18 protein-coding genes are annotated in these 22792 nt (G+C 41.2%); 10 read left to right on the top strand and 8 right to left on the bottom strand.

Annotation, left to right across the window (positions count from 1 at the left end; genetic code table 11):
• Window positions 1-5 precede the first annotated feature (5 nt).
• The 6 genes from A4V03_RS20130 (at window position 6) to A4V03_RS20105 (ending at window position 7811) form a co-directional block, all read left to right on the top strand.
• On the top strand, window positions 6-1871 hold the full coding sequence (locus A4V03_RS20130; protein WP_065540144.1) for a RagB/SusD family nutrient uptake outer membrane protein: 1866 nt from the start codon (window positions 6-8) through the stop codon (window positions 1869-1871).
• Between the two features lie 20 nt (window positions 1872-1891).
• Complete coding sequence (locus A4V03_RS20125) at window positions 1892-2599, top strand: DUF3823 domain-containing protein (protein WP_065540523.1); 708 nt, start codon at window positions 1892-1894, stop codon at window positions 2597-2599.
• A 223-nt stretch (window positions 2600-2822) separates the two neighbouring features.
• Window positions 2823-3980, top strand: coding sequence for an ATP-binding protein (locus tag A4V03_RS20120; protein WP_065540143.1), 1158 nt, complete (start codon window positions 2823-2825; stop codon window positions 3978-3980).
• A gap of 274 nt (window positions 3981-4254) precedes the next feature.
• Complete coding sequence (locus A4V03_RS20115) at window positions 4255-4536, top strand: hypothetical protein (protein WP_065540142.1); 282 nt, start codon at window positions 4255-4257, stop codon at window positions 4534-4536.
• A gap of 199 nt (window positions 4537-4735) precedes the next feature.
• A complete protein-coding gene (locus A4V03_RS20110; protein WP_065540141.1) occupies window positions 4736-6088 on the top strand; it encodes a sulfatase family protein in 1353 nt (450 codons plus the stop codon).
• Between the two features lie 37 nt (window positions 6089-6125).
• Window positions 6126-7811: an arylsulfatase gene (locus A4V03_RS20105; protein WP_065540140.1), complete on the top strand. Its 1686-nt coding sequence runs from the start codon at window positions 6126-6128 to the stop codon at window positions 7809-7811.
• Between the two features lie 324 nt (window positions 7812-8135).
• Here the strand turns inward: A4V03_RS20105 and A4V03_RS20100 are convergent, their stop codons facing one another.
• Genes A4V03_RS20100 through dut form a run of 5 tightly spaced genes read right to left on the bottom strand, consistent with a single transcriptional unit; the run spans window position 8136 to window position 16267 of the window.
• Window positions 8136-12158, bottom strand: a complete 4023-nt coding sequence (locus A4V03_RS20100; RefSeq protein ID WP_065540139.1) for a hybrid sensor histidine kinase/response regulator transcription factor — start codon at window positions 12156-12158, stop codon at window positions 8136-8138.
• Window positions 12159-12180: 22 nt separating this feature from the next.
• On the bottom strand, window positions 12181-13470 hold the full coding sequence (locus A4V03_RS20095) for a murein hydrolase activator EnvC family protein (RefSeq protein WP_065540138.1): 1290 nt from the start codon (window positions 13468-13470) through the stop codon (window positions 12181-12183).
• Window positions 13467-14042, bottom strand: coding sequence for a DUF4292 domain-containing protein (locus tag A4V03_RS20090; protein WP_065540137.1), 576 nt, complete (start codon window positions 14040-14042; stop codon window positions 13467-13469). Before A4V03_RS20090 ends, A4V03_RS20095 begins: the two co-directional genes overlap by 4 nt.
• Window positions 14039-15811 carry a tetratricopeptide repeat protein gene (locus tag A4V03_RS20085; protein ID WP_065540136.1) on the bottom strand — a complete coding sequence of 591 codons (1773 nt, stop codon included), beginning with the start codon at window positions 15809-15811 and terminating at the stop codon, window positions 14039-14041. Before A4V03_RS20085 ends, A4V03_RS20090 begins: the two co-directional genes overlap by 4 nt.
• 24 nt (window positions 15812-15835) lie before the next feature.
• Window positions 15836-16267: a dUTP diphosphatase gene (dut, locus tag A4V03_RS20080; protein ID WP_065540135.1), complete on the bottom strand. Its 432-nt coding sequence runs from the start codon at window positions 16265-16267 to the stop codon at window positions 15836-15838.
• Window positions 16268-16391: 124 nt separating this feature from the next.
• Here dut and A4V03_RS20075 point away from each other — a divergent pair, with 124 nt between their 5' ends.
• Entirely contained in the window at window positions 16392-17738 is a 1347-nt protein-coding gene (locus A4V03_RS20075) for a deoxyguanosinetriphosphate triphosphohydrolase (protein ID WP_065540134.1), read from the top strand.
• Here the strand turns inward: A4V03_RS20075 and A4V03_RS20070 are convergent.
• The gene (locus tag A4V03_RS20070) at window positions 17710-18726 is read right to left on the bottom strand and encodes a GNAT family N-acetyltransferase (protein WP_065540133.1); all 1017 of its coding nucleotides are present in this window, start codon (window positions 18724-18726) and stop codon (window positions 17710-17712) included. The two genes, A4V03_RS20075 and A4V03_RS20070, sit on opposite strands and share 29 nt — an antisense overlap.
• A 26-nt stretch (window positions 18727-18752) precedes the next feature.
• Window positions 18753-19571: a 1-acyl-sn-glycerol-3-phosphate acyltransferase gene (locus tag A4V03_RS20065; RefSeq protein WP_065540132.1), complete on the bottom strand. Its 819-nt coding sequence runs from the start codon at window positions 19569-19571 to the stop codon at window positions 18753-18755.
• 257 nt (window positions 19572-19828) lie between these two features.
• Here A4V03_RS20065 and A4V03_RS20060 point away from each other — a divergent pair, with 257 nt between their 5' ends.
• Window positions 19829-20332 carry an RNA polymerase sigma factor gene (locus A4V03_RS20060; protein ID WP_065540131.1) on the top strand — a complete coding sequence of 168 codons (504 nt, stop codon included), beginning with the start codon at window positions 19829-19831 and terminating at the stop codon, window positions 20330-20332.
• 158 nt (window positions 20333-20490) lie between these two features.
• Here A4V03_RS20060 and A4V03_RS20930 read toward each other — a convergent pair whose 3' ends face one another.
• On the bottom strand, window positions 20491-20766 hold the full coding sequence (locus A4V03_RS20930; RefSeq protein ID WP_141243581.1) for a hypothetical protein: 276 nt from the start codon (window positions 20764-20766) through the stop codon (window positions 20491-20493).
• Between the two features lie 653 nt (window positions 20767-21419).
• On the opposite strand from A4V03_RS20930, the gene mraZ reads away from it, so the two are divergent.
• The gene (mraZ, locus tag A4V03_RS20055) at window positions 21420-21890 is read left to right on the top strand and encodes a division/cell wall cluster transcriptional repressor MraZ (RefSeq protein ID WP_065540130.1); all 471 of its coding nucleotides are present in this window, start codon (window positions 21420-21422) and stop codon (window positions 21888-21890) included.
• The gene (rsmH, locus tag A4V03_RS20050; RefSeq protein WP_065540129.1) at window positions 21877-22791 is read left to right on the top strand and encodes a 16S rRNA (cytosine(1402)-N(4))-methyltransferase RsmH; all 915 of its coding nucleotides are present in this window, start codon (window positions 21877-21879) and stop codon (window positions 22789-22791) included. Before mraZ ends, rsmH begins: the two co-directional genes overlap by 14 nt.
• Window position 22792: the final 1 nt, after the last annotated feature.

The following is a 22792-nucleotide window of genomic DNA, read 5'->3' as shown; positions in this document are numbered from 1 at the left end:
AAACAATGAAAAAGAAATATTTATATGCAGTAATGACTGCCACGATGCTGTCATTGGGTAGTTGTAGTGGTTTCTTGGATACAAAGCCCGATACCTTATTAACCCAAGATCAAACTTTTGGAGACCCTACATTGGTTAAATCCGTATTGGCTAATTTTTATGGACGCGTAACAATTGGACAGCGTATTGATGACTGGGATCAATGGACAATGCTGGACGAAGTTATTCATTTCGACACAAATAGCGATGAAAATGTGAATAGAAACAAATGGCGTACATATGACTATACTTTAGTACACGACCTTAATCAGTTCTTAGCGGGTATCAAACCTTCAAACGCTGTAGATGATGCGACAAAAACTGCTTATATAGGTGAAGTACGCTATATCCGTGCATGGCTCTATTTTTGTATGGGACGTACTTTAGGCGGTGTACCTATAATAAATGATGAGATATTCAATTACACTCCAGGTATGGATATCACAACTCTGCAGATACCTCGTTCTACTGAAGCTGATTTATACGATTATGTTATTTCAGAATGTCAGGAAGCCGCCAAAATGTTGACCAAAGACACTAACAAGAATTCTGCACGTGCCAATTATTGGGTAGCAAAAATGCTGGAAGCTCGTGCTGCTTTAACTGCAGCTTCATTAGCTACTTATAATACTGCCGAGGCACATCCGCAGTTGCGCACGAGTGGTGGAGAAGTAGGTATACCGTTTTCCAAAGCCCAAGAATACTATAAAATAGCATTGGCCGCTGCAAAAGATGTTATAGAAAATGGACCGTACAAGCTCATGCTAGCATCAGAGCAAACTCACAAAGCATATGCTGACAATTTCTATAAAGCTGTATGCCAAAAAGATGGTAATACAGAAGTTATTTGGTGTCGTGATTATGTCTCTCCAGGACAAACACATCAGTTCACCAAAGGAAATTTACCCAAAAGTATAGAACAAGATACTGGAAGCGACCGTTTATCTGTTTTACTAAATCTAGTTGAGGCTTTTGAACCACTTAATGCCACGGAAGAACAAAAAGGAACAAGTATACCATTTGAAATTGGTACCCCTGAAAATCCGAAATTCTTTGCCGAACCAACAGAATTATTCATGGAACGTGATCCACGTCTAATGGGATCTATTATTGTACCTGGAGCAACTTTTGACAGTAAGGTTATTGAATTACAAGCTGGACAACTGCGAAAAGAAAATGGTTTATGGTCTGAAGTGACTGGAGCGCGTAATTCTTATGACGAGGATGGCAGGTTGATTACAGCAAATAATGGTCCTTTTGGTGGTAATGATCGCGAAATAAACCGTACAGGTTTCTATGTACGTAAATATCTGGATGCTACACCTTCAGCAGGTACTATTGGGCGTGGTTCCGAAATGTGGAATGTTTATTTCCGCATAGCAGAGGCTTATCTAATTGCCTCTGAAGCTAGCTGGGAGTTATCACGGGATAATACTGATACAGATGCACTGAAGTATATTAATGCCGTTCGTAATCGGGCTGGAATCTCGTCATTAAATACAATTGATCATGAGAAAATCATGCATGAGTACCGAGTAGAATTTGCATTTGAAGGTAATCGATGGTGGGACCTGAAACGCTGGATGGAAGCTAGCAAAATATGGACTGGTGAACCAACTGCAAGAACTTCACAACGCTTAGGACTATGGCCATTCAAAGTGGTTGCTTCAGGTGATCCTAACGATGGCAAATGGGTATTTATTGAAAAAGATATGCAAAAGTTAGATTTATGGCGCCGTCCCTTAAAATGTACAGATGCACAATATTATTCAGAAATTGATAACGGCTGGATTAACAATAATCCAAAGTTAGTGAAGAATCCTTATCAGTAACCCAATAAGAAACAATGAAGATGAAAACAATATTTAAAATATATTCAATAGTCATATTGTCTATTTTTGCATTAATAAGCTGTAGCAAAGATAATTATGACGAACCGACTTCTTTTATAAAAGGCCGTGTGGTTTATAAAGGGGAAGCTTTACAATTACGTGGCAATGAAGCAGTCAAATTGCAGTTATACCAACGTGGGTATCAAAAGCACGATCCTGTAGAAGTCTTTGTGAACCAAGATGGAGAATTCTCTATTTGTATCTTTGATGGACAATATCAATTAATAACAAAAGCAGGCAATGGACCTTGGAGCGATGAGGGACGCGATACTATAGAGATAAAATTAAATGGACTTGCTACACAAGATGTTGAAGTAACTCCTTATTACTTGATAGAAGATGCAAAAATAGCTCTGAATGGTAATAAAGTTGATGCTTCCTTTAAAGTAAATAAAATAGCAGGTACTGGAATTGATCGTATGATTATGTTGTTAAGTACCACACAATTCTTGAGTGATGCTGAACATAATGTAGATCGTTATGACGAAACTGAAAATTTGACACAATACGACGAGACTGGTAAGATATATAGTTTTACTACCAAAGATTATACTAATAATAGTATGTTCCAAACAGCCTTAAAAAGAGGAACACTATTTGGACGTATTTGTCTGTGGCCCAAAGGGTCTGATCAAGGAATTTATTCAAAAGTATTCAGACTTAAATAGAATCATATTTCAGTTACCCGTTGGCGGAATTAAATTAGCGCATATTTGACTCTGCCAATGGGTCTCTCATTTTTATAGTCAATATAGCAGGATTGCAAGTGCGCTAATCTTCCCGATAATATAGTCCACCTTCACATCTTTCAGATAAAGTTAAAAAAACGGAGGATACTTTGCAAATTCACTTTTAAAGATTAAATTTGCAAATAGTAAAATAAGAACAGCAATGATAGAACGAATATTGAAATCCAAGCTAATTGAAATGGCAAATAAATATCCGATTGTCACATTGACAGGACCTAGACAATCTGGAAAATCAACATTATTAAGAAATTCTTTTCAGGACTATGAGTATGTGTCTTTGGAAGATCCTGATATGAGACTATTTGCCACAGATGATCCGAGAGGATTTCTTTCCACCTACCCGAATAAAACAATTATCGATGAAGTTCAAAGAGTTCCGTCACTTTTCTCTTATATTCAAACGCATACCGATAAAGAGAATAAAGAAGGTATGTATATGCTGGCTGGTTCTCATAACTTCTTATTAATGGAAAGTGTGAATCAATCATTAGCTGGACGTACGGCAGTACTCAAGCTACTACCGTTTTCGCATTATGAAATGGAAAAAGGAGAAATATTGCCATCCAGTGTAAATGAAGAAATCTTTAAGGGAGCTTATCCACGTATTTATGATAAAGCTATAAATCCGGATGATTATTATCCTTTCTATATACAAACATATGTAGAAAGAGATGTGAGATTATTACGTAATATTGGGGATCTAAGTAAATTTATTAAATTCCTCAAATTATGTGCAGGCCGCATAGGGCAATTATTAAATCTTTCATCATTAGCAAATGAAAGTGGAATTTCTGTCACAGCAGCTACTAACTGGTTATCTATATTAGAAGCAAGTTATATCTGTTATTTACTGAAACCAGATTATAACAATTATGCCAAACGATTGGTAAAAACTCCTAAGTTATATTTTTATGATACAGGGCTAGCTTGTTCCTTACTTGACATACAAAATGCAGAACAAATAACCACTCATTTTTTACGTGGAGGATTGTTTGAAAATCTTGTCATCAATGAATTTGTAAAAGAATCCTACAATAGAGGTATCGAACCGGGATTATCATTTTGGCGCGATAGTACTGGCAATGAGGTTGACTTATTAAGAATGATTGGCGGAAAACAATATGCCTATGAAATCAAATCAGGAGCAACTTATTCACCGGATTTCTTTAAAGGTATCTCAAAATGGGCTAAATTATCCAATACTCCAACGGAGCAATGTTTCGCGATTTATAATGGAGATAGAGATATAAAAACATCTGCTGGTCAAGTGAATGGATGGAATCATTTTAGTCTGCATTAAATCGCCACTAATATATCATATCTTTTGTTCAATCTTATGTAAGCTTCCTGAAACTGCATTTGGGGGATATATTATTTCTTTGGCATATATGAATTGTTGATTTTTTATTCTAAGAGTAGAATTCGTTGAAAAAATCTGGAATACCCAAATCCAAGAAATAAATCATTTTTATAGACCCCCAAAATACCAGAAAAACCTACTAATTACAACACAAAAACAAGACATATCAACTATACGCATCTGATAATAAACTAAATAACTAAGAAAACTTAGTATGGGCAGTATTTTTAAAGCGGTCTTTATTCCTTATGCGGTAAACTTAGCATTGGACAAGGATGCAGACAACACAATCAGGCAAAACTTAATCCTCTTCTTGAGAAAAAATGCAGATGTGTTGAGTGCCAATCTAAACAGAGGAGCTTATCCGGAAATGTATTGCAGCTATTATTGGGGAGAAAAATTCAGCGGGGGTGTTGCCTCCATGGGAGCGCAAGCTAGTGGTGCATCTTTACTGGAAGGAGTTACTCGCATGGATTTAGCTTTGGATAATCATTAAAGAACGTACGTTCAAAAAAGCACAGTTGTGCCAGCAGGTTAGCACAACTGTGACATACGGATGCTATCGACCGGAAAAACTATCATTCTACCATATTTTGTCCTTTATTGAATAGTTTTTGTCCTTACTTCTCCAGATTCTTTCCTACTTTTGCGAAAAGTCATTATGAAAAACTAAAGTTAATTAAATCACAATAATTATGAAATTGAGAAGACATTTGCCTTGGTTGGGAGCCCTACTCCCCATTGCTAACACACAAGCAGAAACAAAACCTAATGTAGTAATTATCTATATCGATGATATGGGTATCGGTGACATAGGCTGTTATGGAGGTAAATTCGTTCCTACTCCCAATATTGACAAGTTGGCACAAGACGGACTATTATTCAACCAATATTACTCTTCTGCACCGGTTAGTTCTCCATCCCGCTGTGGATTAACCACAGGCCTCTTTCCTCTTGAAGTGGGAATCAACACTTTCCTGAATGACAAAGCCGCGAATAAAAGATGCGAACAACGTAATTTCCTTGATGATAAGTTGCCTTCAATGGCACGTGCCTTCCAAAATGCAGGCTACTCCACAGGACATATCGGAAAATGGCACATGGGAGGCGGACGTGACGTGCACAATGCTCCTTCTATTAAGAATTACGGTTTTGACGAATACATATCAACCTACGAAAGTCCGGATCCGGATCTGGCAATCACTGCAACCAAGTGGATATGGTCGGATAAAGACAGTGTAAAGCGTTGGAGACGTACCGAATACTTTGTAGATAAAAGTATTGAATTTGTAAAAAAGCACAAAGACGAACCTTTTTTCCTGAATCTATGGCCGGATGATATGCATACCCCTTGGGTACCGGAGTTCAAACAAAGGGAAAGAAAAAGCTGGGAAACACAAGAAGCATTTGCTCCTGTACTTGCAGAAATGGACAAACAACTCGGACGTTTCATCAAAGCCCTGGATGAGTTGGGAGTGGGAGAAAATACAATCATTATTTTCACTAGCGACAATGGTCCTGCACCCAGCTTTAAATCTGTACGTTCCGCTTATTTGAGAGGAACTAAAAATAGCCTTTATGAAGGTGGGATCCGTATGCCGTTCATCGTTAGATATCCAAAGAAAATTAAAGCCGGACAGGTAAATAACGAGTCTGTATTATGCGCAGTAGATTTATATCCGACTTTGTGTTCTATAGCCGGAATCAAAACAGAAAAAGGCTACAAAGGCGATGGGCAGAACTACTCAAAAGTTCTTCTCGGTAAATCGGAAGCCCAACGCAAGACCGATTTAATGTGGGACTTCGGACGAAACAAACATTTTGGCTTTCCAGGAAACCCTTATGACAGAAGTCCCCATTTAGCTATACGTAGCGGAAAGTGGAAATTATTAGTGAACGGTGACGGAAGCGATGCGCAACTATATGATATGGAAAAGGATAAGTTCGAAAAGAATAATATCGCAAATGAGCATCCTGATTTGGTTGCAAAGTTGAGCAAGAAAGTATGCAAATGGTTTGAGGAAAACAAAGACAAAGGAAAAGAGTAATACAGTGAAAAACAAATTATAAACCAACATTAAATTTATGAATTCTAAATTCTTACTATTACCAACCACTTTGATGGTTGTTGGACATTCTGCAGCAGAGGCAAAAGGGAAAAAATCCGATCAAAGGCCCAATATCCTGGTAATCCTTGCAGATGACCTAGGCTATTCTGACCTGGGATGCTACGGTAGTGAAATTCACACACCTAATCTGGACAAACTGGCAAAACAAGGAGTACGTTTCAATCATTTCTATAACACCAGCCGTAGTTGTCCGACACGTGCTTCCCTGTTGACAGGACTTTATCAACATCAGGCAGGAATCGGACGTATGACCTTTGATGATCACCTTCCGGGTTACCGGGGAACACTCTCACGCAATGCCGTTACTATCGCCGAAGTATTGAAAGAATCGGGATATGCTACCAGCATGGTAGGTAAATGGCACGTCGCTGAAACTCCCCTACGCAAGGATCAACGCGAATGGCTGGCACATCATGTTTTTCATGACACATTCTCCGACTTATGTCACTATCCGGTTAATCGTGGATTCGATTCCCATTACGGAATCATTTACGGAGTGGTAGATTATTTTGATCCATTCAGTTTGGTAGAAGGAGAAGTACCCGTAAAAGAAGTACCGGAAGGATATTATATTACACAGGCACTTTCGGATCGTGCAGCAAAAGAAGTGGAAGAGTATGCAAAGGATGATAAACCATTCTTTATGTACCTGGCTTATACAGCACCACATTGGCCACTACAGGCACTCCCTGAAGACATTAAAAAATACGAAGACACCTATAAAGTAGGTTGGGAAGCTATCCGTAACGCCCGTTATGAACGTCAAAAGCAGTTGGGAATTTTCCCAGGAATGGATAATTTCCTTTCTGAAAGACAATTCAATGACAAATGGGAAAACAATGTGCATGCAGAATGGGATGCACGTGCCATGGCCGTTCATGCCGCCATGATCGATCGTATGGACCAGGGTATAGGACAAGTTATCGATGCATTGGAAAAGACCGGACAACTTGATAATACGCTGATCTTATTCCTCTCTGACAACGGATGCAGTAATGAAAATTGCCAAAATTACTCTCCAGGAGAAAATGACCGTCCTGACATGACTCGTGATGGGAAGAAAATAATCTATCCACACAACAAGGAAGTAATGCCTGGTCCACAAACCACATACGCTTCTTTGGGAGCACGCTGGGCAAACGTAGCCAACACGCCATTCCGTTTTTGGAAAGCTAAATCTTATGAAGGAGGCATCTGTACTCCGATGATTGCCCACTGGCCGAAAGGTATCAAGAAGAATGTCGGCAAAACGACTTCCGAAATCGGGCATGTAATGGATATCATGGCTACCTGTATTGATATGGCAGGAGCCACTTACCCTACCAAATATAAAGGAAATGACATCATTCCATTGGAAGGCAAGAGCCTGGTTCCTATCTTCAAGACCGGACATCGTGAAGGACATGACTACCTTGGATTCGAACATTACAATGAACGTGCATTTCTTTCTAATGACGGCTGGAAACTGGTTCGTCCGGGAGAAAACGCTAAATGGGAATTATACAACCTGAATGAAGACCGAAGCGAAATGCATAATCTAGCAGCACAATACCCTGAAAAAGTAGCCGAAATGACAAAGGCTTACGAAACATGGGCTAAACGTTGTATGGTAGAGCCTTACCCGGGACAGAAAAAGAAATAGAGAACATTCGATTAAGAAAAGTAATCGATTAATTATTTTAACGTAAGTTCGATATAACTTCGTCCTTCGGACACCCCTCCTTCGGGAAGCTCCCCTTTATACACATCTATATTTCTAAGAAATAGGTACATAAAGAGTTAAATTAATTAAGGCTATTCATGGTAAGCATAGTCATTATTTAATTTTTTTCCTAATAACACCTTTAAATATTCCAATTTGTAAGGATTAAAAGATGTGTATAAAGGGTAGCTTCCGGAAGGAGGAGAATGAGGATAGAAACGACTTTTTAGACAGCCTCTTTTTTATATGCTTATCCCATCTTTATCAATCCTCACCTGAAATAATCGGAGGCTGACCTGTATATTCCTTAGGCAGTACACCATATTGCGCTTTAAAACATTTCGCAAAATAAGAGGAAGAAGTAAATCCTACCTGCTCTGCTACTTCTGAAATCCGGGTACCGTTCAGTATCAGTTCAGCAGCTCTATTCATACGAAGTGTCTTCAAATAATCATTAGGAGACATTTTGGACAGAGCCTTTATCTTCCGATAGAAATTAGAACGGCTCATATTCATCTGTTCAGCCAAAACGTCTACCGAGAAGTTTTCATCTGCCAACTGTTCGGCTATCACTTTCTGTATCTTCGTTATAAACTCACAGTCTTTTTGAGACATTGCAAAGTTCGTTGTCGAAACAGCAACCGTATCTCCCGACAAGTTCGCCATCCACTTATGGAAAGACTGTCTCAGCTTCAACAGATTCTCGATCTGCATGTGAAGTTGTTTAACAGAAAATGGTTTCTCAATATATACATCCGCTCCACATTCAAATCCTTCGACTTTAGACTCCAAAGTGGTTTTCGCTGTCAACAATATGACTGGGATATGTGAATAAGAGATTTCAGACTTCACTTTATCACAAAGTTCCATCCCATCCATCACCGGCATCATTACGTCACTCACTATTATATCCACATTTCCCTTTGCAAGCACTTTAAGTGCTTCACGACCGTTGGAAGCCTTCAACACACGGAACCATTTCGCTAACGACTCACGAGTCAAATTCAGCAATTCAACGTTATCCTCAACCAGCAAAACCGTAAACTTCTTTCCTGAATCCCCCAAAGATATAGTATCAGTATCCTCCACATGTTCCTCCGAATGTATTTCTACCATATCACCCGTTTTTTCCGTCTCCCACTCTTTGAACGGAAGAGACAATATAAACGAAGAACCACCTCCAATATTATCTTCCAGACGCAAATCTCCCTGATGAGCTTCTGCCAAAGATTTCGCAAAAGCCAATCCGATGCCAGTTCCTACAGCTGTAGCCACCTTATCGTCAGGAAATTGATAGAAAGCTTCAAATATCTTTTGTTTCTGTTCATTGGGGATTCCGGGACCATCATCGTTCACTTGTATCTCATATCCCCCATCAGTGACAAGCAGTTTCAAGTCAATACGCGCATGAGCATATTTGATGGCATTTCCCATCAGATTGACAAGGATCTTGCTTAATTTGTCCCTATCCACCATAGACACTAGCTCTTGCTCGGGCACGATCAGTTGCAAATCAATTCCTTTTAATTCAGCAGGACTTGTAAACTGATTATAAACGTCACCGACAAGTCCTTTAATATCACTCTTTTTCAGACTCAGATGTAACGTACCACTCTCCATTTTCTGAAAATCAAGCAATTCATTAGTAATCCCCAACAGATAATTTACATTCTTATCTATCACGGACAAATACTTGAGATCTGTTCCTTCACGTTCTTTCTCTAATAATTTCTCCAAAGGAAGCCGTATCAGACTAAGCGGAGTACGTATCTCATGTACCAGATTAATGAAAAAGCTAATCTTCGACTTATAAACTTCCTTTTCCTTGGCAGTCTGGTATTTTTCCATCCGCCGTTTATACTTGCGTTTAACACGAAGATTCCATCGCCAAGCCATCCAACCGATCCATCCCAACAACATGAGGACATAAACAAAGTAAGCAAAGGTACTACGCCACCAGGGAGGAGTAATCACCACCTTTAAAGTGGTGATATTCTCGTTCCACCGGCGATCATTATTAGAGCCTCTGACTTCGAACAGATACTCACCGGGAGGTAAATTGGTGTAAGAAACCTGATTGTTATTTGTATTCATAATCCATTCCTTGTCCACTCCCCGAAGTATGTAAGAATATCGGTTCTTTGCCGGATCTTCAAAACTAAGAGCGACAAAACGGATGGAGAAGCTATTGTTTTCATAAGCTAAAGTCACTTCATCCGCCATATAAAGAGGCTTGTCCAACTGAAGCAACCTCTTTACTTCTTGCTCATCGGTCTGATAGGGCAACTGGATATCGGTCACATAAACCGGAGGAATATATTTGTTATCTACAAACTGTTCGGGCTGAAATACATTAAAGCCATTGATCCCACCAAAATACAATTTGCCTTCGGATGACTTCAATGAAGACCGGGCTATAAACTGATTCCCTTGCAAGCCGTCATTAATCGTAAACTGGCGAAAACGTTCTTTTGTAACAGGATTAATCTTAAAAATTCCGGCGTTACTGGATACCCAGAAATCACCTTCCTGATCTTGCTCAATCGCATAAATAACCTTGTTTGGTAATAAAGTATTATGCGGGTCAAACTCTATGAATCTTTTCTCTTTAGCATCAAAAGAACACAATCCTCCCCCATTCGTCCCAAACCACATCGTTCCTTCCGCATCTTCAAACAAAGTAATGACCGAATTGCAAGTAATCGTAGTCGAATCTTCCCGTTCGTGCTGATAATTTTTATAATGACCATTCAACGTATTGTAGGTGAACACGCCACTACCGGAAGTAGCGATCCAGAGATGATTGTACATATCTTCATGTATATCGGTAATAGAAATCATAGAACCAATATTTATGATGGGCATAAAGTTATCTTTAGCGGCATCATAACGACATAACCCCCAACTCGTTCCTACGTAAATATCTCCGTTCCTCCCTCTATAAAAACATAATACGTCGTTGCTACAAATCGTATAAGGGATTCCACGGGAATGAGTATAAACTTTCACAGCTCCGGTACGCAAGTTGACAACCCGGATTCCTCCGGCATAAGTCCCGATCCATAAATGGTCTCCGTCCAACAACAAGGAACGAATGTCATATTTTTGATTATTAAGTCCTCCGATTGGATAAGGAGAAAGCTCCCGGGTTACCACATTAAAGAAATATAAACCGTTTTGGGTTCCAATCCAGATATTCCCATCTTTATTCTCACAAAAAGGAGCAACGACCTTCCCCGCTCCCGGCAATCCGGACAGATAGGCAGGCGAATAATAATCAAAACGTTTAGTCTGCTTGGACATATAGTTAATCCCACCCAAATTGGTCAACACCCAAAGAGCCCCTTCGGCATCCCACATCATACCATTGATGGTCTGATCGCTCAAACTTCTCGGATCCGCCGGATTATCCGCCCGTTGGAATGTGTTTGTATTTTGATCGAACAGATAAAGCCCGTTATCCGTTCCTACCAATAGTTCTTTATCCGTATACTTCAATAAACAATGAACAGCTCCGAAATTAAACGCCGAACCACTATAATTGTCTATAGCTCCAGTTTGTTCATCCAAGCGACTCAGCAGATTACTTCCTGCACCAATCCAAATGTCTCCATCGATATTCTGAATACAATTCACCTTATAACTATCGGAGGCATTTATATCTAATGAAATTTCATACGTCCGGAGAAACTTGCCGTTTTCGTCAAAGCACAAAAGCCCTTCCTGTAAGGAAGATATATAGACCCTCTTCCGATCAGCGCTCTGACAGAGGTCCCAGACAAAAGACGTCTGAACACTATTTTGAGTCAGCACCCCCGTTTTCGGATCATAAATAAAAAATCCCTGTCCCAGAGTCGCAATCCAGATAAGACCATTTTCCGTCTTAATAATCTTTTTAATCTCACTGCTGATATATACATTATACTGCGTCGTTTTATCAAAGTAAGAGAAACGATCGGTATCGCGGTCATAAATATAAAGCCCAGAGTTTGTTCCAACCCAGAGATTCTTGTCCACCTCTATTAAGGCTTCTACAAAATTGTTTTCTAATGAATATTTGTCGTTGAGAACATTCCGGTACACTTTATTGCCCCGTCCGTCATAACGGTTCAATCCGTCACTGGTACCCAGCCAGATAAAACCATAACTATCTTGAAGGGCGCACCACACGGTATTATGAGACAATCCATCTTCTACCTGATATTTCTTGAACGAAAAATAAGGAGACGCGGATAGTGTTCCGGTCCAGAAGATCAGTAAGCATATTAGTATTTTAGTTAACTTCATTCTATGTGTTTTTTTTATTCAATTATCGGTTTAGCCAAGGTTCCGGGTTCAACTTTTCTTTCTCTCTACGCAACTGGAAGTGCAATACCGTCCGTCCATTATCCGTACCGTCAGAAAAGACCTGACCGATGGATTGCTTCGTCTCCACCGTATCACCAGCTTTGACGGATGCAGAAGAAAGATTGCAATAAACAGAAATATAATTGCCATGACGAATGAGAACATTAAATAATCCATTCAATTGGAATACAGCCGCCACCTTCCCATCAAAGATGGCACGCGCCTGTGCACCCGGTTTTCCCTGGATATCAATACCCTTGTTATCCAGTTTCACGTTGCGCAACCCCTCTACAGCATATTGTCCGTAACGGCTGGTGATAATATAAGCACCGGATATAGGCATCGGCAATTTCCCGCGATTCGCGGCAAAGTTACCTGATAATTCCCGATCCGCCTTACTCATGGTATAAGCCTCAAGAGATTTCGATTTGGCGGCTGTTTCTGTTGCAGCAGATTTTCCCTCCTTACTTTCCTCTTTCTTACGGGCAGCCTCTTCACGACGAGCTTCTTCCTGCGCACGCTCTATTTCTTCCGCAATTAATTTATCGATGCGGGCATTCAGCTGATTGGCTTCCCTGCGTTTTTTATTAATCTCATTCTGCAATCCTTTCTGTTTCTTTTGCAGATTAGCCACTAACGTGCGTTTCTCTTTTTCCTGCTCTTCCAACTTCACCTTTTCGCTCTCACGTTCTTGCAGCAGGTTCTCTTTGGCAGTTTTCACCTGTTGAAGTTCCGCTTTCTTCTTGCGAATCTGATCCTGTTTCTTCAGGATTTCTTCCCCTTGCAGGCGTTGATAAGTGGCATATTCACGAACGTACCGCATACGCCGATAAGTCTGCCCCAAATTCTTTGCCGAAAAAATAAACATGAGCTTCTCCTCTATCGACTTATTCTTATACAAGTACTGGACAGAAGCTTCATATTTCTTCTTTTTATCTTTCAAATCCTTCTCCAGCCCGTGCAACTGAAGCTCCAATGAAGCCAGTTCATGCTGGATAGCCTCCACATCATTGTTGATAGCCATGATATAGCGTTTTCGCTCTTCAATCTGACCGGTCAACACAGCCAGATTATTCAACTGGCTTCCCACATCTTTCTTTGTATCCTTCAATATAGATTCCGATTCGGCAATCTGTTTTTGCAGTGCACCGCGTTTACTTTCCAGCTCACGAATCAACTTGTTCGATTGAGCGAAAAGAGGAACTGCCAACCAAAGGCAACTGATTAGAATAACAAAGAAACGTTTCATCATAATAAAGCTACCAGCATTTTTACTAATTCTTCCAAAGGAACCTGACGATATTTGGACGTCAATTCCGTCGGAGTCATTGCAAACTCTTGTGTAGAGAATTCATAAAGTTGGACTTTAGCCTTTTCTAATGAAGGAATTCCTATATCTTTTCCTGTCAGCTCTGTCTTTCCACCGGGAAGAGAGGCATCCATCAATATCTTTTCCAAACGAGAAAACTCCACATTCTTCGACAATACATTTTTCAATTCGGCTTTAGTGGCACGAACAAAGCGCTTATTCATCCTGTCTACCAATAAAACTTCGTCGGGAGTAACCTCTATACGTGCCACTTCCGTACGCAGAATAGGCATCAATAAAGAGACTTGTACTCGCTCATGAGTTTTCATCTTCATGGTTCCCCCTACAGACATGCTTCCCTTCTTGCTGGGAATAGTCAACTGAAGCTTGGAAGCCAGGTAACTGGATGTCGGAACCTTTGTTGAAGTCTTTGTTTCCGAGGTTACCAAGTGCTTCGAACTCTTACAGCCGGCCAACACCACTAGCAACAACAGTAGATAAACGATTCTTTTCATTCCGCAATATATTTCTTCTTCTCTATTTTCCGTTTCAACGTTTTCGACTCGCTACCCATTTCGAGTGCCTTCTTCCAATATTTCAACGCACCTTCCACATCACCGGTCATAAAATAAATATCTCCGCAATGTTCCACAATCACATCACTCTTCTCACCGTCATTCTTCAGTGCATTATCAATATAGATACGGGCTTCGGCATAGTTTCCCTTTTCAAAAAGAATCCATGCATAAGTATCGAGATAAGTCGAATTATTAGGTTCGGCTTTCACCGTTTTGTAACTCATCTCCTCCGCCTTGTCCAAGTCACGACGTTCCACAGACAGATAATAAGCATAATTGTTCAATGCACCAATATTGGAAGGATTGTACACCAAAGACGAATCGTAAGCAGCGTATGCCTCCGCCATCTGTTGCTTGGTATGATAAACATCTCCCATAATTGAATAGAAATCCGAAATGACTTCTTTTCTGGTATCGGCAGTTACATGTTCCAATGCTCTGCTGCAAACACTCAATACACTATCCGTCTGTTCTGCCTGATGATAAGCAATAGCCAGATAATAATAAAGTTCCAACGCATCAGGAGTGGCTTCAATACCCGGTTCACAGACTTTGATAATTTGCTTGTGATCTTCCTTCTTCATTGCCGCACTAACCAGCATCAATCGTGCCGCCTTATTGGCAGGATCCAGATTAACCACCTGTTCCAGTACCGGCACAGCCTCTTGTTCCATATTTTTCGACAACAGGTATTGAGAATAAAGCATCGGAATCTGCGGATCATCCATATCCTGTTCCATCATCCGGTCGAACAAGGCAATCACTTGAGTGCTATCTTTGGCAGACGACTGTTCGTTTTCCACAATCACCTGTCTCATAACACTGATTTTGGTATCCGAAGCCACCTTCTTATTCAGCAATAAAGTATCCAGCTGCTGTTGATACAACTCTTTCTGACCGGTCTGTTCATAATAAGAAGCCATTGAAAAAAGAGCCATCGGATTGTCGGGCTCTACCGCCAGCACCTTCTGATATGCATCGTATGCTTCCTGTTTTCTTCCATTCTGAAGATATACATCTCCCAATATCACCTGATAACGCATATCCATCGGATACTCCTGCACCAGACTTTCTATTTCCTGAAATGCCTTCTTATCATCTTTCATCTGAAGGTAAATACGGAATTTCTCCATAGAAAGCTGCTCATTCTTACCCAAACGTTTCTCTAAACGGTTCAATGTAGAAATGACATCATTATATTTCTCCTGGCGACTGTAAATATCAAGCAGATTGAACAAAGGCTCCTGCTTTAACGGGAAACGGGTTACCATTTTCTCAAGCAACGTTACAGCCTTATCCAACTCGTTCTGTTGCTGATACAGGCCGACCAGCCCCTGGCTATACCAGAAATTATCAGGAGCATAAGCCACCGCCTGCTCCAAAGCCGCCTGACCTTGCGGCACCTGGCGGAGGAACATATAATACTGCGATATTTCATAAAGCGCCGAAGAGGCGTTCGAATTGATATCCAGACAATGCTGCAACAATCCAAATGCCGCATCATACTCATTCTTTTCTTTCATCCGCATGGCTTCCAAAAAGAAATAGTCATATTTACGCTGTTGTTCAACAGGAAGCAATGACTCTTTTACCAAAAAGGATGCATCCGCCTTCACTGCTGTTTTTGCTGTACGCATAGAACGGGTTCCCCCACACGAAGTGAGCACTAACACCGTCACGAACAACCATCCTATTTTTATCTTCATTCTATTATTTCGATTAAGCATTCATCATACTCCGGTATGCCCAAAGCCACCGGCTCCGCGTTCCGTTTCATCCAGCACCTCCACTTCCTGCCATACAGGCTGTTCGTGCTTTGCTATCACCATCTGCGCGATACGTTCGCCATCTTCAATAACAAAAACCTCGGACGAAAGATTGACTAAAATGACACAGATTTCTCCACGATAATCCGCATCAATCGTACCCGGAGAATTAAGTACTGTGATACCTTTCTTTATCGCCAGCCCGCTACGTGGACGAACTTGCGCCTCAAAGCCCTTCGGCAGAGCGATATACAATCCTGTCGGAACCAGACAACGCTGCATTGGTTCCAGTGTGATAGGTTCAGAAAGATTAGCGCGGATATCCATTCCTGCGGACAATTCGGTGGCATAAGCCGGAAGCGGATGCTTCGATTTATTGATAACTTGAATATTCATAAATGCATGTTTACTATTTAACGGGCGAAAATACACATTTTGAACTGAAAAATAGTTAAGTTTGCAGTTAAATAATGTACCGTTCCCTAAATTGTAAATAGTAAATAGTCAAATCGTAAATAAAATGATGAATTGGAAACAACTAATATCAGCGAAACGTTTCGGGATGGAAGAATTCCATGAAGAACGACAGGAAAACCGATCCGAATTCCAACGGGACTATGACCGTCTCATTTTTTCGGCTCCTTTCCGCAGATTACAGAACAAGACGCAAGTATTCCCTCTTCCGGGCAGCGTTTTTGTACACAACCGACTTACGCACAGTCTCGAAGTAGCCAGCGTTGGCCGTTCACTCGGAAACGATGTTGCCAAAGCACTTCTGGAACGCCATCCGGAACTTCAAGATTCTTTCCTGCCGGAGATCGGTTCTATCGTCTCGGCTGCTTGCTTGGCTCACGATTTAGGGAATCCGCCTTTCGGCCATTCAGGTGAAAAGGCTATTTCTACTTTCTTCTCTGAAGGGAAAGGAGTTCGTCTGAAAGAAAAGCAACCGAACGGAGAGCAACTTTCTCCGATGGAATGGGAAGATTTGACACATTTTGAAGGAAATGCAAATGCATTCCGAATACTGACACATCAGTTTGAAGGACGTCGCAAAGGCGGATTCGTCCTGACATATAGCACTCTGGCTTCTATCGTAAAATATCCCTTTTCATCGAGCCTTGCAGGAACCAAATCGAAGTTTGGATTCTTCGTCAGCGAAGAAGAAAGTTTCCAAAAAATAGCCACTGAATTAGGGCTGACTTTGCTCAACGAACATCCTTTGAAGTATGCACGCCACCCGCTAGTCTATTTAGTGGAAGCGGCAGACGATATTTGCTATCAGATGATGGATATTGAGGATGCATATAAGCTGAAGATTCTCACTACTGAGGAAACCAAAGAACTATTAATGACCTATTTCAGCGAAGAGCGACAGGAGCATCTCCGGAAAACATTCCTGATTGTCAACGATGTCAACGAGCAAATCGCCTACTTGCGTTCTTCCGTCATCGGTTTATTAATCCGGGAGTGTACCCGTGTCTTTTTAGATCATGAACAAGAAATACTGTCCGGCACGTTCGAAGGACCACTAATCAAGCGCATAGCCGAACGTCCGGCAGCAGCCTACCAACACAGCGTCAAAGTATCTATCAATAAAATCTACCGTTCACGGGACGTGCTGGATATCGAGTTAGCGGGATTCCGCATCATCAGTACCTTACTCGAATTGATGATAGACGCTGTAACCTCACCCGAAAAGGCTTATTCCAAACTCTTGATCGACCGAGTTTCCAGTCAATACAATATAAATTCGCCTGTACTCTATGAAAGAATACAGGCGGTACTTGACTATATATCGGGAATGACCGACGTCTTTGCTCTTGATCTTTATCGTAAAATTAACGGGAACAGTCTGCCTGCGGTGTAACGACTTTAGGCGTAAACACCTCTTCCCCTTCACAAGAAGACAATCTCAACGCATCCGGATGGCTTTCAATAAACGTCTGGATGTGTCGAATCCGTTTATCTTCAAGAATTTCGTCTACAGCAATCAGGATACCGGTTTCTTCCACATCACCGAACTCGTAATTGACAGCTGTTCCGAACATACGCATCGTAGGGCTTAAGCTCATATATGCATTTACCAACGGAGGAATATTATAGCCCAATTTACGGATTTCGCAATTCAATATCTTATAGTCCTCTTTAAAAGAACTCTTGCAGAACAATGTGTTCAACTCGTCTTCGGAAGTCTCAAGTTGCAGAGGTTCAATCGGAGTAACAAGTTTCTCTTTGTCGTAAAAATGCTTCTTAAGGAAATGAAGTATCATATCTCGGCCACGACGATGATAGCTAGGATACATGGTCACCTTGCCAAAGAAATATTTCACATTCGGCATAACCACGGTCAACGCTCCCAACCCATCCCATAGATTATCTAAAGCAAACAATCCTTTGCTTCCTGCACGGGTAGACTGATATTCAAGCGTAACAAACGAACGTCCCAGTTCAATTGTCTGCGGCAAGTATTCTTTAATAAAAGTATCAGAAAAATGAAACATGTGGGAAGTTGCCAGAACCGGAGCACCTTTTTCATCAAAACGCACGTCCGTACCAAGCAGATACCGGTAACCACCCAGAATTTCTTCCGCTTCCGGATTCCATACGATCAACTGCTTATAAGGATGCTCCATCGTATCATATTCATCGATATCCATCGACAGACCTGTTCCTCCACCAGCAGCACGGAAAGCTATTTCACGCAAACGACCAATTTCTCTCATCACATTAGGAGCATTTTGATGGGTAATAATATAAATCTGATTATTACTCTTATTCGTCATTCGTAAGCGTTTGTCTTCCGTCAATTCTGCCTTCAGCAGTTCTTTGCTTACCGGTTTAATAATCTCTTCCATATTCCTTGTTATAGTTGTTCTATCAGTTACAGTTTATAAACAATATCCTTTACGTATTCAGCCCATTGCGCAGGGGTTTTCGACTTATCAAAAGTCTGCCAGGGTATCGGTTTGCCAAAAGTGACAGTAAAAGTTTTGTGGCGATTCTTAAACATTTCATCCGCAAGATACAACATAGCGATGTTAAACCTGATCCCCAATGTCTTGCAAATATTTGCCAGGTTGTAAAAGAAATCAGAATTTCTACCGCCGAAATGCACGGGTATTACATCACGTTTTGCTTGTATGCTCTTTACTATAAATGTCTTTTTCCATTCCAGATCACGAATGACTCCATTCTGACGACGCGAACACAGCCCGGCAGGGAACATGATCAGCTGGTCATCCGACTGGAATCCCGCCTCTACCATTTTCGGGAAGTCTTTTGTCTGTTTGCCGGTTTTATTAATAGGAATACAAAGGGGAGCCAACCCGCGAAGATTCATCAACAAATCATTCACCAGGTATTTCACTTTCCCGTCATAGTGCTTTCCTAACACATAACCAAGCGCAACACCGTCCTGTCCGCCTAACGGATGATTGGAAACAAAAGTATACAGACCATCTTCAGGCAAATTTTCAATGCCTTTCACGTCTACTTTCACATCCAGAAAATCCATGCATGCCTCCAGAAAGTCCACACCCATTCTACCCTTCGACTCATTCAGGAATACATTAATTTCATCCTGATGAACAATTTTCTTCAGATAAGAAACCACGAATTTAGGGATGTACTTATAATGCTTCGGAGCCTTTGTCCGAAGTATCTTATCGACATCAATCAAAAATAAAGAGTCATCAGTCATTCTTTTCAAATAAAAATGATGGCACAAAATTAACGGTTCTTTTTTATTAATCGCAATAATTTGGTAGAAAATGCAGGATTTAAGTTCAGAAGATAAAAAAATACCACCTAAAAACTATCAAAAACAACCTAAAATCTATCCGCGGATAGTTTTCGGGCATAAAAACGTCGGATTTCCCCATATCGGGTTTCAGAAAATCCCGTAAACTTGCACCATCGAAAATAAAAACGAATATTCACCTTTAAAAAGCAACACATATGAAAAGTTTAAGCTTCAGAAAAGATTTAGTAGGAGTACAAGAAGAATTACTGCGCTTCGCTTATAAACTGACAACCGACCGTGAAGAAGCAAACGATTTGTTGCAGGAGACATCATTAAAAGCATTAGATAATGAAGATAAATACACCCCTGATACAAATTTCAAAGGATGGATGTATACCATCATGCGCAATATATTCATCAACAACTACCGCAAGGTAGTCCGCGACCAGACATTCGTCGACCAGACGGATAATCTTTATCATCTGAATTTGCCACAGGACGGAAGTTATGAAAGTACAGAAAGAGCATACGACCTGAAAGAGATGCATCGTGTAGTCAACAAACTCCCCAAAGAATACAGAGTTCCGTTCGCCATGCACGTTTCAGGATTCAAATACCGTGAGATTGCGGAAAAACTGGATCTCCCGCTAGGCACAGTAAAGAGCCGTATTTTCTTCACACGCCAGAAATTACAGGAAGAACTGAAAGACTTCCGCTAGACCTTAACTATATAAATTGGTGATCTCGGATCACATACTTCTTTAATACAGATTTTAGTTTTAACAATCGAGCAGGCGGAACGGGATTATTTCCCGTTTCGACCGCCGAGTAAGCAAAAGGAGTTTCACCCCAAGCTTTCCAATAAACCCTGCTGCATTCATCTTTCGTATATCGTATGGATTACTCCATTAAGAATCGACGTATAAGATAATAACGTATATCTCATAGCTATTTCCGCTTTCAGCCGTTTCAGTTTTATCCGCAAACGCTTTGCAGGAGGGCGATAGCGGCTGAAACCGAAAAATATCATCCCATGCAGGAAGGTGCTGTAGGCAAGGGGGAGTGCTTTCAGCTTTTCAGGCTCACTGGTGAGTATATATATCCAGCGCGGTGGGTATATATACTCACCATGCTGGATATATATGCCCAGCAAGCGGGGTATATAGATTCACCACGTGGGCTAAAGTGAGGTGAAATGCGAGCTTATGGTTGCTTACACGTGGGCTTATGATTGCTTGCGCGTAGGCTGAAACCCGCCAACACGTGGGCTGAACAAAACAGAGCTTGCATCTGGGTAAAACTGAGGCTCTGTTACAATGAAACGCAGACTCCGTTTTGTTACAATAGAGCCTCTATTGAAGGTAAATATGGCAAAAAGAGCTGGAGTCAAACACTTCCGTTTTCAGGAGCGCCTTCAGCAAAAACCACCGATGAAAAGGGGATTTTTTAAAGATCTGAAGACTGAAGGCAGTCTTTTATTTTAATAATTAGTAAGAGATTTGAGTGTAACAAGAAAGGGAACAGGGCTTCTTTCTCCATCTTTCATTTTTCACCGCAGCAAAAGCATGCTTTTTTATAGGAAGAAACCTCCGCCATACCACATTTCTCAAATTTTACCTAAACAGACATTTTTTTCGTTTCGCTGCCACAAACTCCCCACCAGCAAAGCATTCTCAAAGCCACATCATTTTCAAGCAAATAGACATTTAACATTCTGTTGAAAACTTCTCCAAAAGTTTTTTATGGAAAGTTGTGGGGAATTGTGGGGAATTTCATACTTTTACGGTCGCTTTTTATAATAAGGTAATGATACGTTTTCTAGGAAATATTGAAGCCAGGGCGGACGCCAAAGGAAGGGTGTTCATACCCGCAACCTTCAGGAAGCAACTACAAGCAGCTTCCGAAGAAAGGCTTATTATGCGTAAAGACGTATTTCAGGACTGTTTGACCCTGTACCCCGAGAGCGTGTGGAACGAGGAGTTGAACGAGCTTCGCAGCAGGCTGAACAAATGGAACAGTAAACACCAACTCATTTTCAGACAGTTTGTGAGCGATGTTGAAGTGGTAACACCGGACAGCAACGGACGTATATTAATCCCCAAACGATACATGCAGATTTGCAGCATCCATGGGGATATACGCTTTATCGGCATCGACAATAAGATAGAGATCTGGGCGAAAGAGCGGGCAGAACAACCATTCATGTCGCCTGAAGAGTTCGGTGCGGCATTAGAAGAAATTATGAACGATGACAATAAACAAGATGGAGAAAGATGAATTGACATATCATGTACCTGTATTGCTGAAAGAAAGCGTTGACGGGATGAATATCCAGCCGGACGGAACGTATGTAGACGTTACATTCGGAGGAGCGGGACATTCGCGCGAAATACTTTCACGGCTCGGAGAAGGCGGACGTCTGCTGGGATTCGACCAAGACGAGGACGCTGAACGGAACATTGTCGATGATCCTCACTTTATCTTCGTACGCAGCAACTTCCGTTATCTGCAAAATTTCCTGCGCTATCACGACATCGAGCAAGTGGATGCGATTCTAGCCGACCTCGGCGTCTCTTCCCATCATTTCGATGATAGCGAACGCGGCTTTTCTTTCCGTTTCGACGGAGCGCTGGATATGCGTATGAACAAGCGTGCCGGAATCACGGCAGCAGATATCGTAAATACTTATGAGGAAGGACGTCTTGCAAACCTCTTCTACCTGTACGGAGAGCTGAAGAACAGTCGTAAGCTGGCTTCTGTCATCGTTAAAGCCCGAAGCGGACAGTATATCCGGACCATCGGTGAGTTTCTGGAAATCATCAAACCGCTTTTCGGTCGTGAACGCGAAAAGAAAGAGCTGGCAAAAGTATTCCAGGCGCTGCGGATCGAAGTAAACCAAGAAATGGAAGCGCTGAAAGAGATGTTGCTGGCTGCTACGGAAGCACTAAAACCGGGCGGCAGACTGGTGGTAATCACTTACCATTCGTTGGAAGACCGCATGGTGAAAAACATCATGAAAACAGGCAACGTGGAAGGAAAAACAGAATCCGACTTCTTCGGAAATCTGCAAACGCCTTTCCGTCTTGTCAACAACAAGGTGATCGTTCCCGATGAAGCAGAAATAGAAAGAAATCCACGGTCGAGAAGCGCCAAGCTACGAATTGCAGAGAAGAAATAGA

It is taken from the genome of Bacteroides caecimuris (assembly GCF_001688725.2).
In the GTDB taxonomy this organism is placed as follows: Bacteria; Bacteroidota; Bacteroidia; order Bacteroidales; family Bacteroidaceae; genus Bacteroides; species Bacteroides caecimuris.
This window is presented reverse-complemented; position numbering and strand designations above follow the sequence as displayed.

Coding starts and splice junctions, on each gene's coding strand:
- A4V03_RS20090 (WP_065540137.1), bottom strand. CDS start 14,042: ATGAAAAGAATCGTTTATCTACTGTTGTTGCTAGTGGTGTTGGCCGGC.
- A4V03_RS20105 (WP_065540140.1), top strand. CDS start 6,126: ATGAATTCTAAATTCTTACTATTACCAACCACTTTGATGGTTGTTGGA.
- A4V03_RS20075 (WP_065540134.1), top strand. CDS start 16,392: ATGATGAATTGGAAACAACTAATATCAGCGAAACGTTTCGGGATGGAA.
- A4V03_RS20070 (WP_065540133.1), bottom strand. CDS start 18,726: ATGGAAGAGATTATTAAACCGGTAAGCAAAGAACTGCTGAAGGCAGAA.
- A4V03_RS20120 (WP_065540143.1), top strand. CDS start 2,823: ATGATAGAACGAATATTGAAATCCAAGCTAATTGAAATGGCAAATAAA.
- rsmH (WP_065540129.1), top strand. CDS start 21,877: ATGGAGAAAGATGAATTGACATATCATGTACCTGTATTGCTGAAAGAA.
- A4V03_RS20125 (WP_065540523.1), top strand. CDS start 1,892: ATGAAAACAATATTTAAAATATATTCAATAGTCATATTGTCTATTTTT.
- A4V03_RS20085 (WP_065540136.1), bottom strand. CDS start 15,811: ATGAAGATAAAAATAGGATGGTTGTTCGTGACGGTGTTAGTGCTCACT.
- A4V03_RS20060 (WP_065540131.1), top strand. CDS start 19,829: ATGAAAAGTTTAAGCTTCAGAAAAGATTTAGTAGGAGTACAAGAAGAA.
- A4V03_RS20110 (WP_065540141.1), top strand. CDS start 4,736: ATGAAATTGAGAAGACATTTGCCTTGGTTGGGAGCCCTACTCCCCATT.
- A4V03_RS20095 (WP_065540138.1), bottom strand. CDS start 13,470: ATGATGAAACGTTTCTTTGTTATTCTAATCAGTTGCCTTTGGTTGGCA.
- A4V03_RS20100 (WP_065540139.1), bottom strand. CDS start 12,158: ATGAAGTTAACTAAAATACTAATATGCTTACTGATCTTCTGGACCGGA.
- A4V03_RS20115 (WP_065540142.1), top strand. CDS start 4,255: ATGGGCAGTATTTTTAAAGCGGTCTTTATTCCTTATGCGGTAAACTTA.
- dut (WP_065540135.1), bottom strand. CDS start 16,267: ATGAATATTCAAGTTATCAATAAATCGAAGCATCCGCTTCCGGCTTAT.
- mraZ (WP_065540130.1), top strand. CDS start 21,420: ATGATACGTTTTCTAGGAAATATTGAAGCCAGGGCGGACGCCAAAGGA.
- A4V03_RS20065 (WP_065540132.1), bottom strand. CDS start 19,571: ATGACTGATGACTCTTTATTTTTGATTGATGTCGATAAGATACTTCGG.
- A4V03_RS20130 (WP_065540144.1), top strand. CDS start 6: ATGAAAAAGAAATATTTATATGCAGTAATGACTGCCACGATGCTGTCA.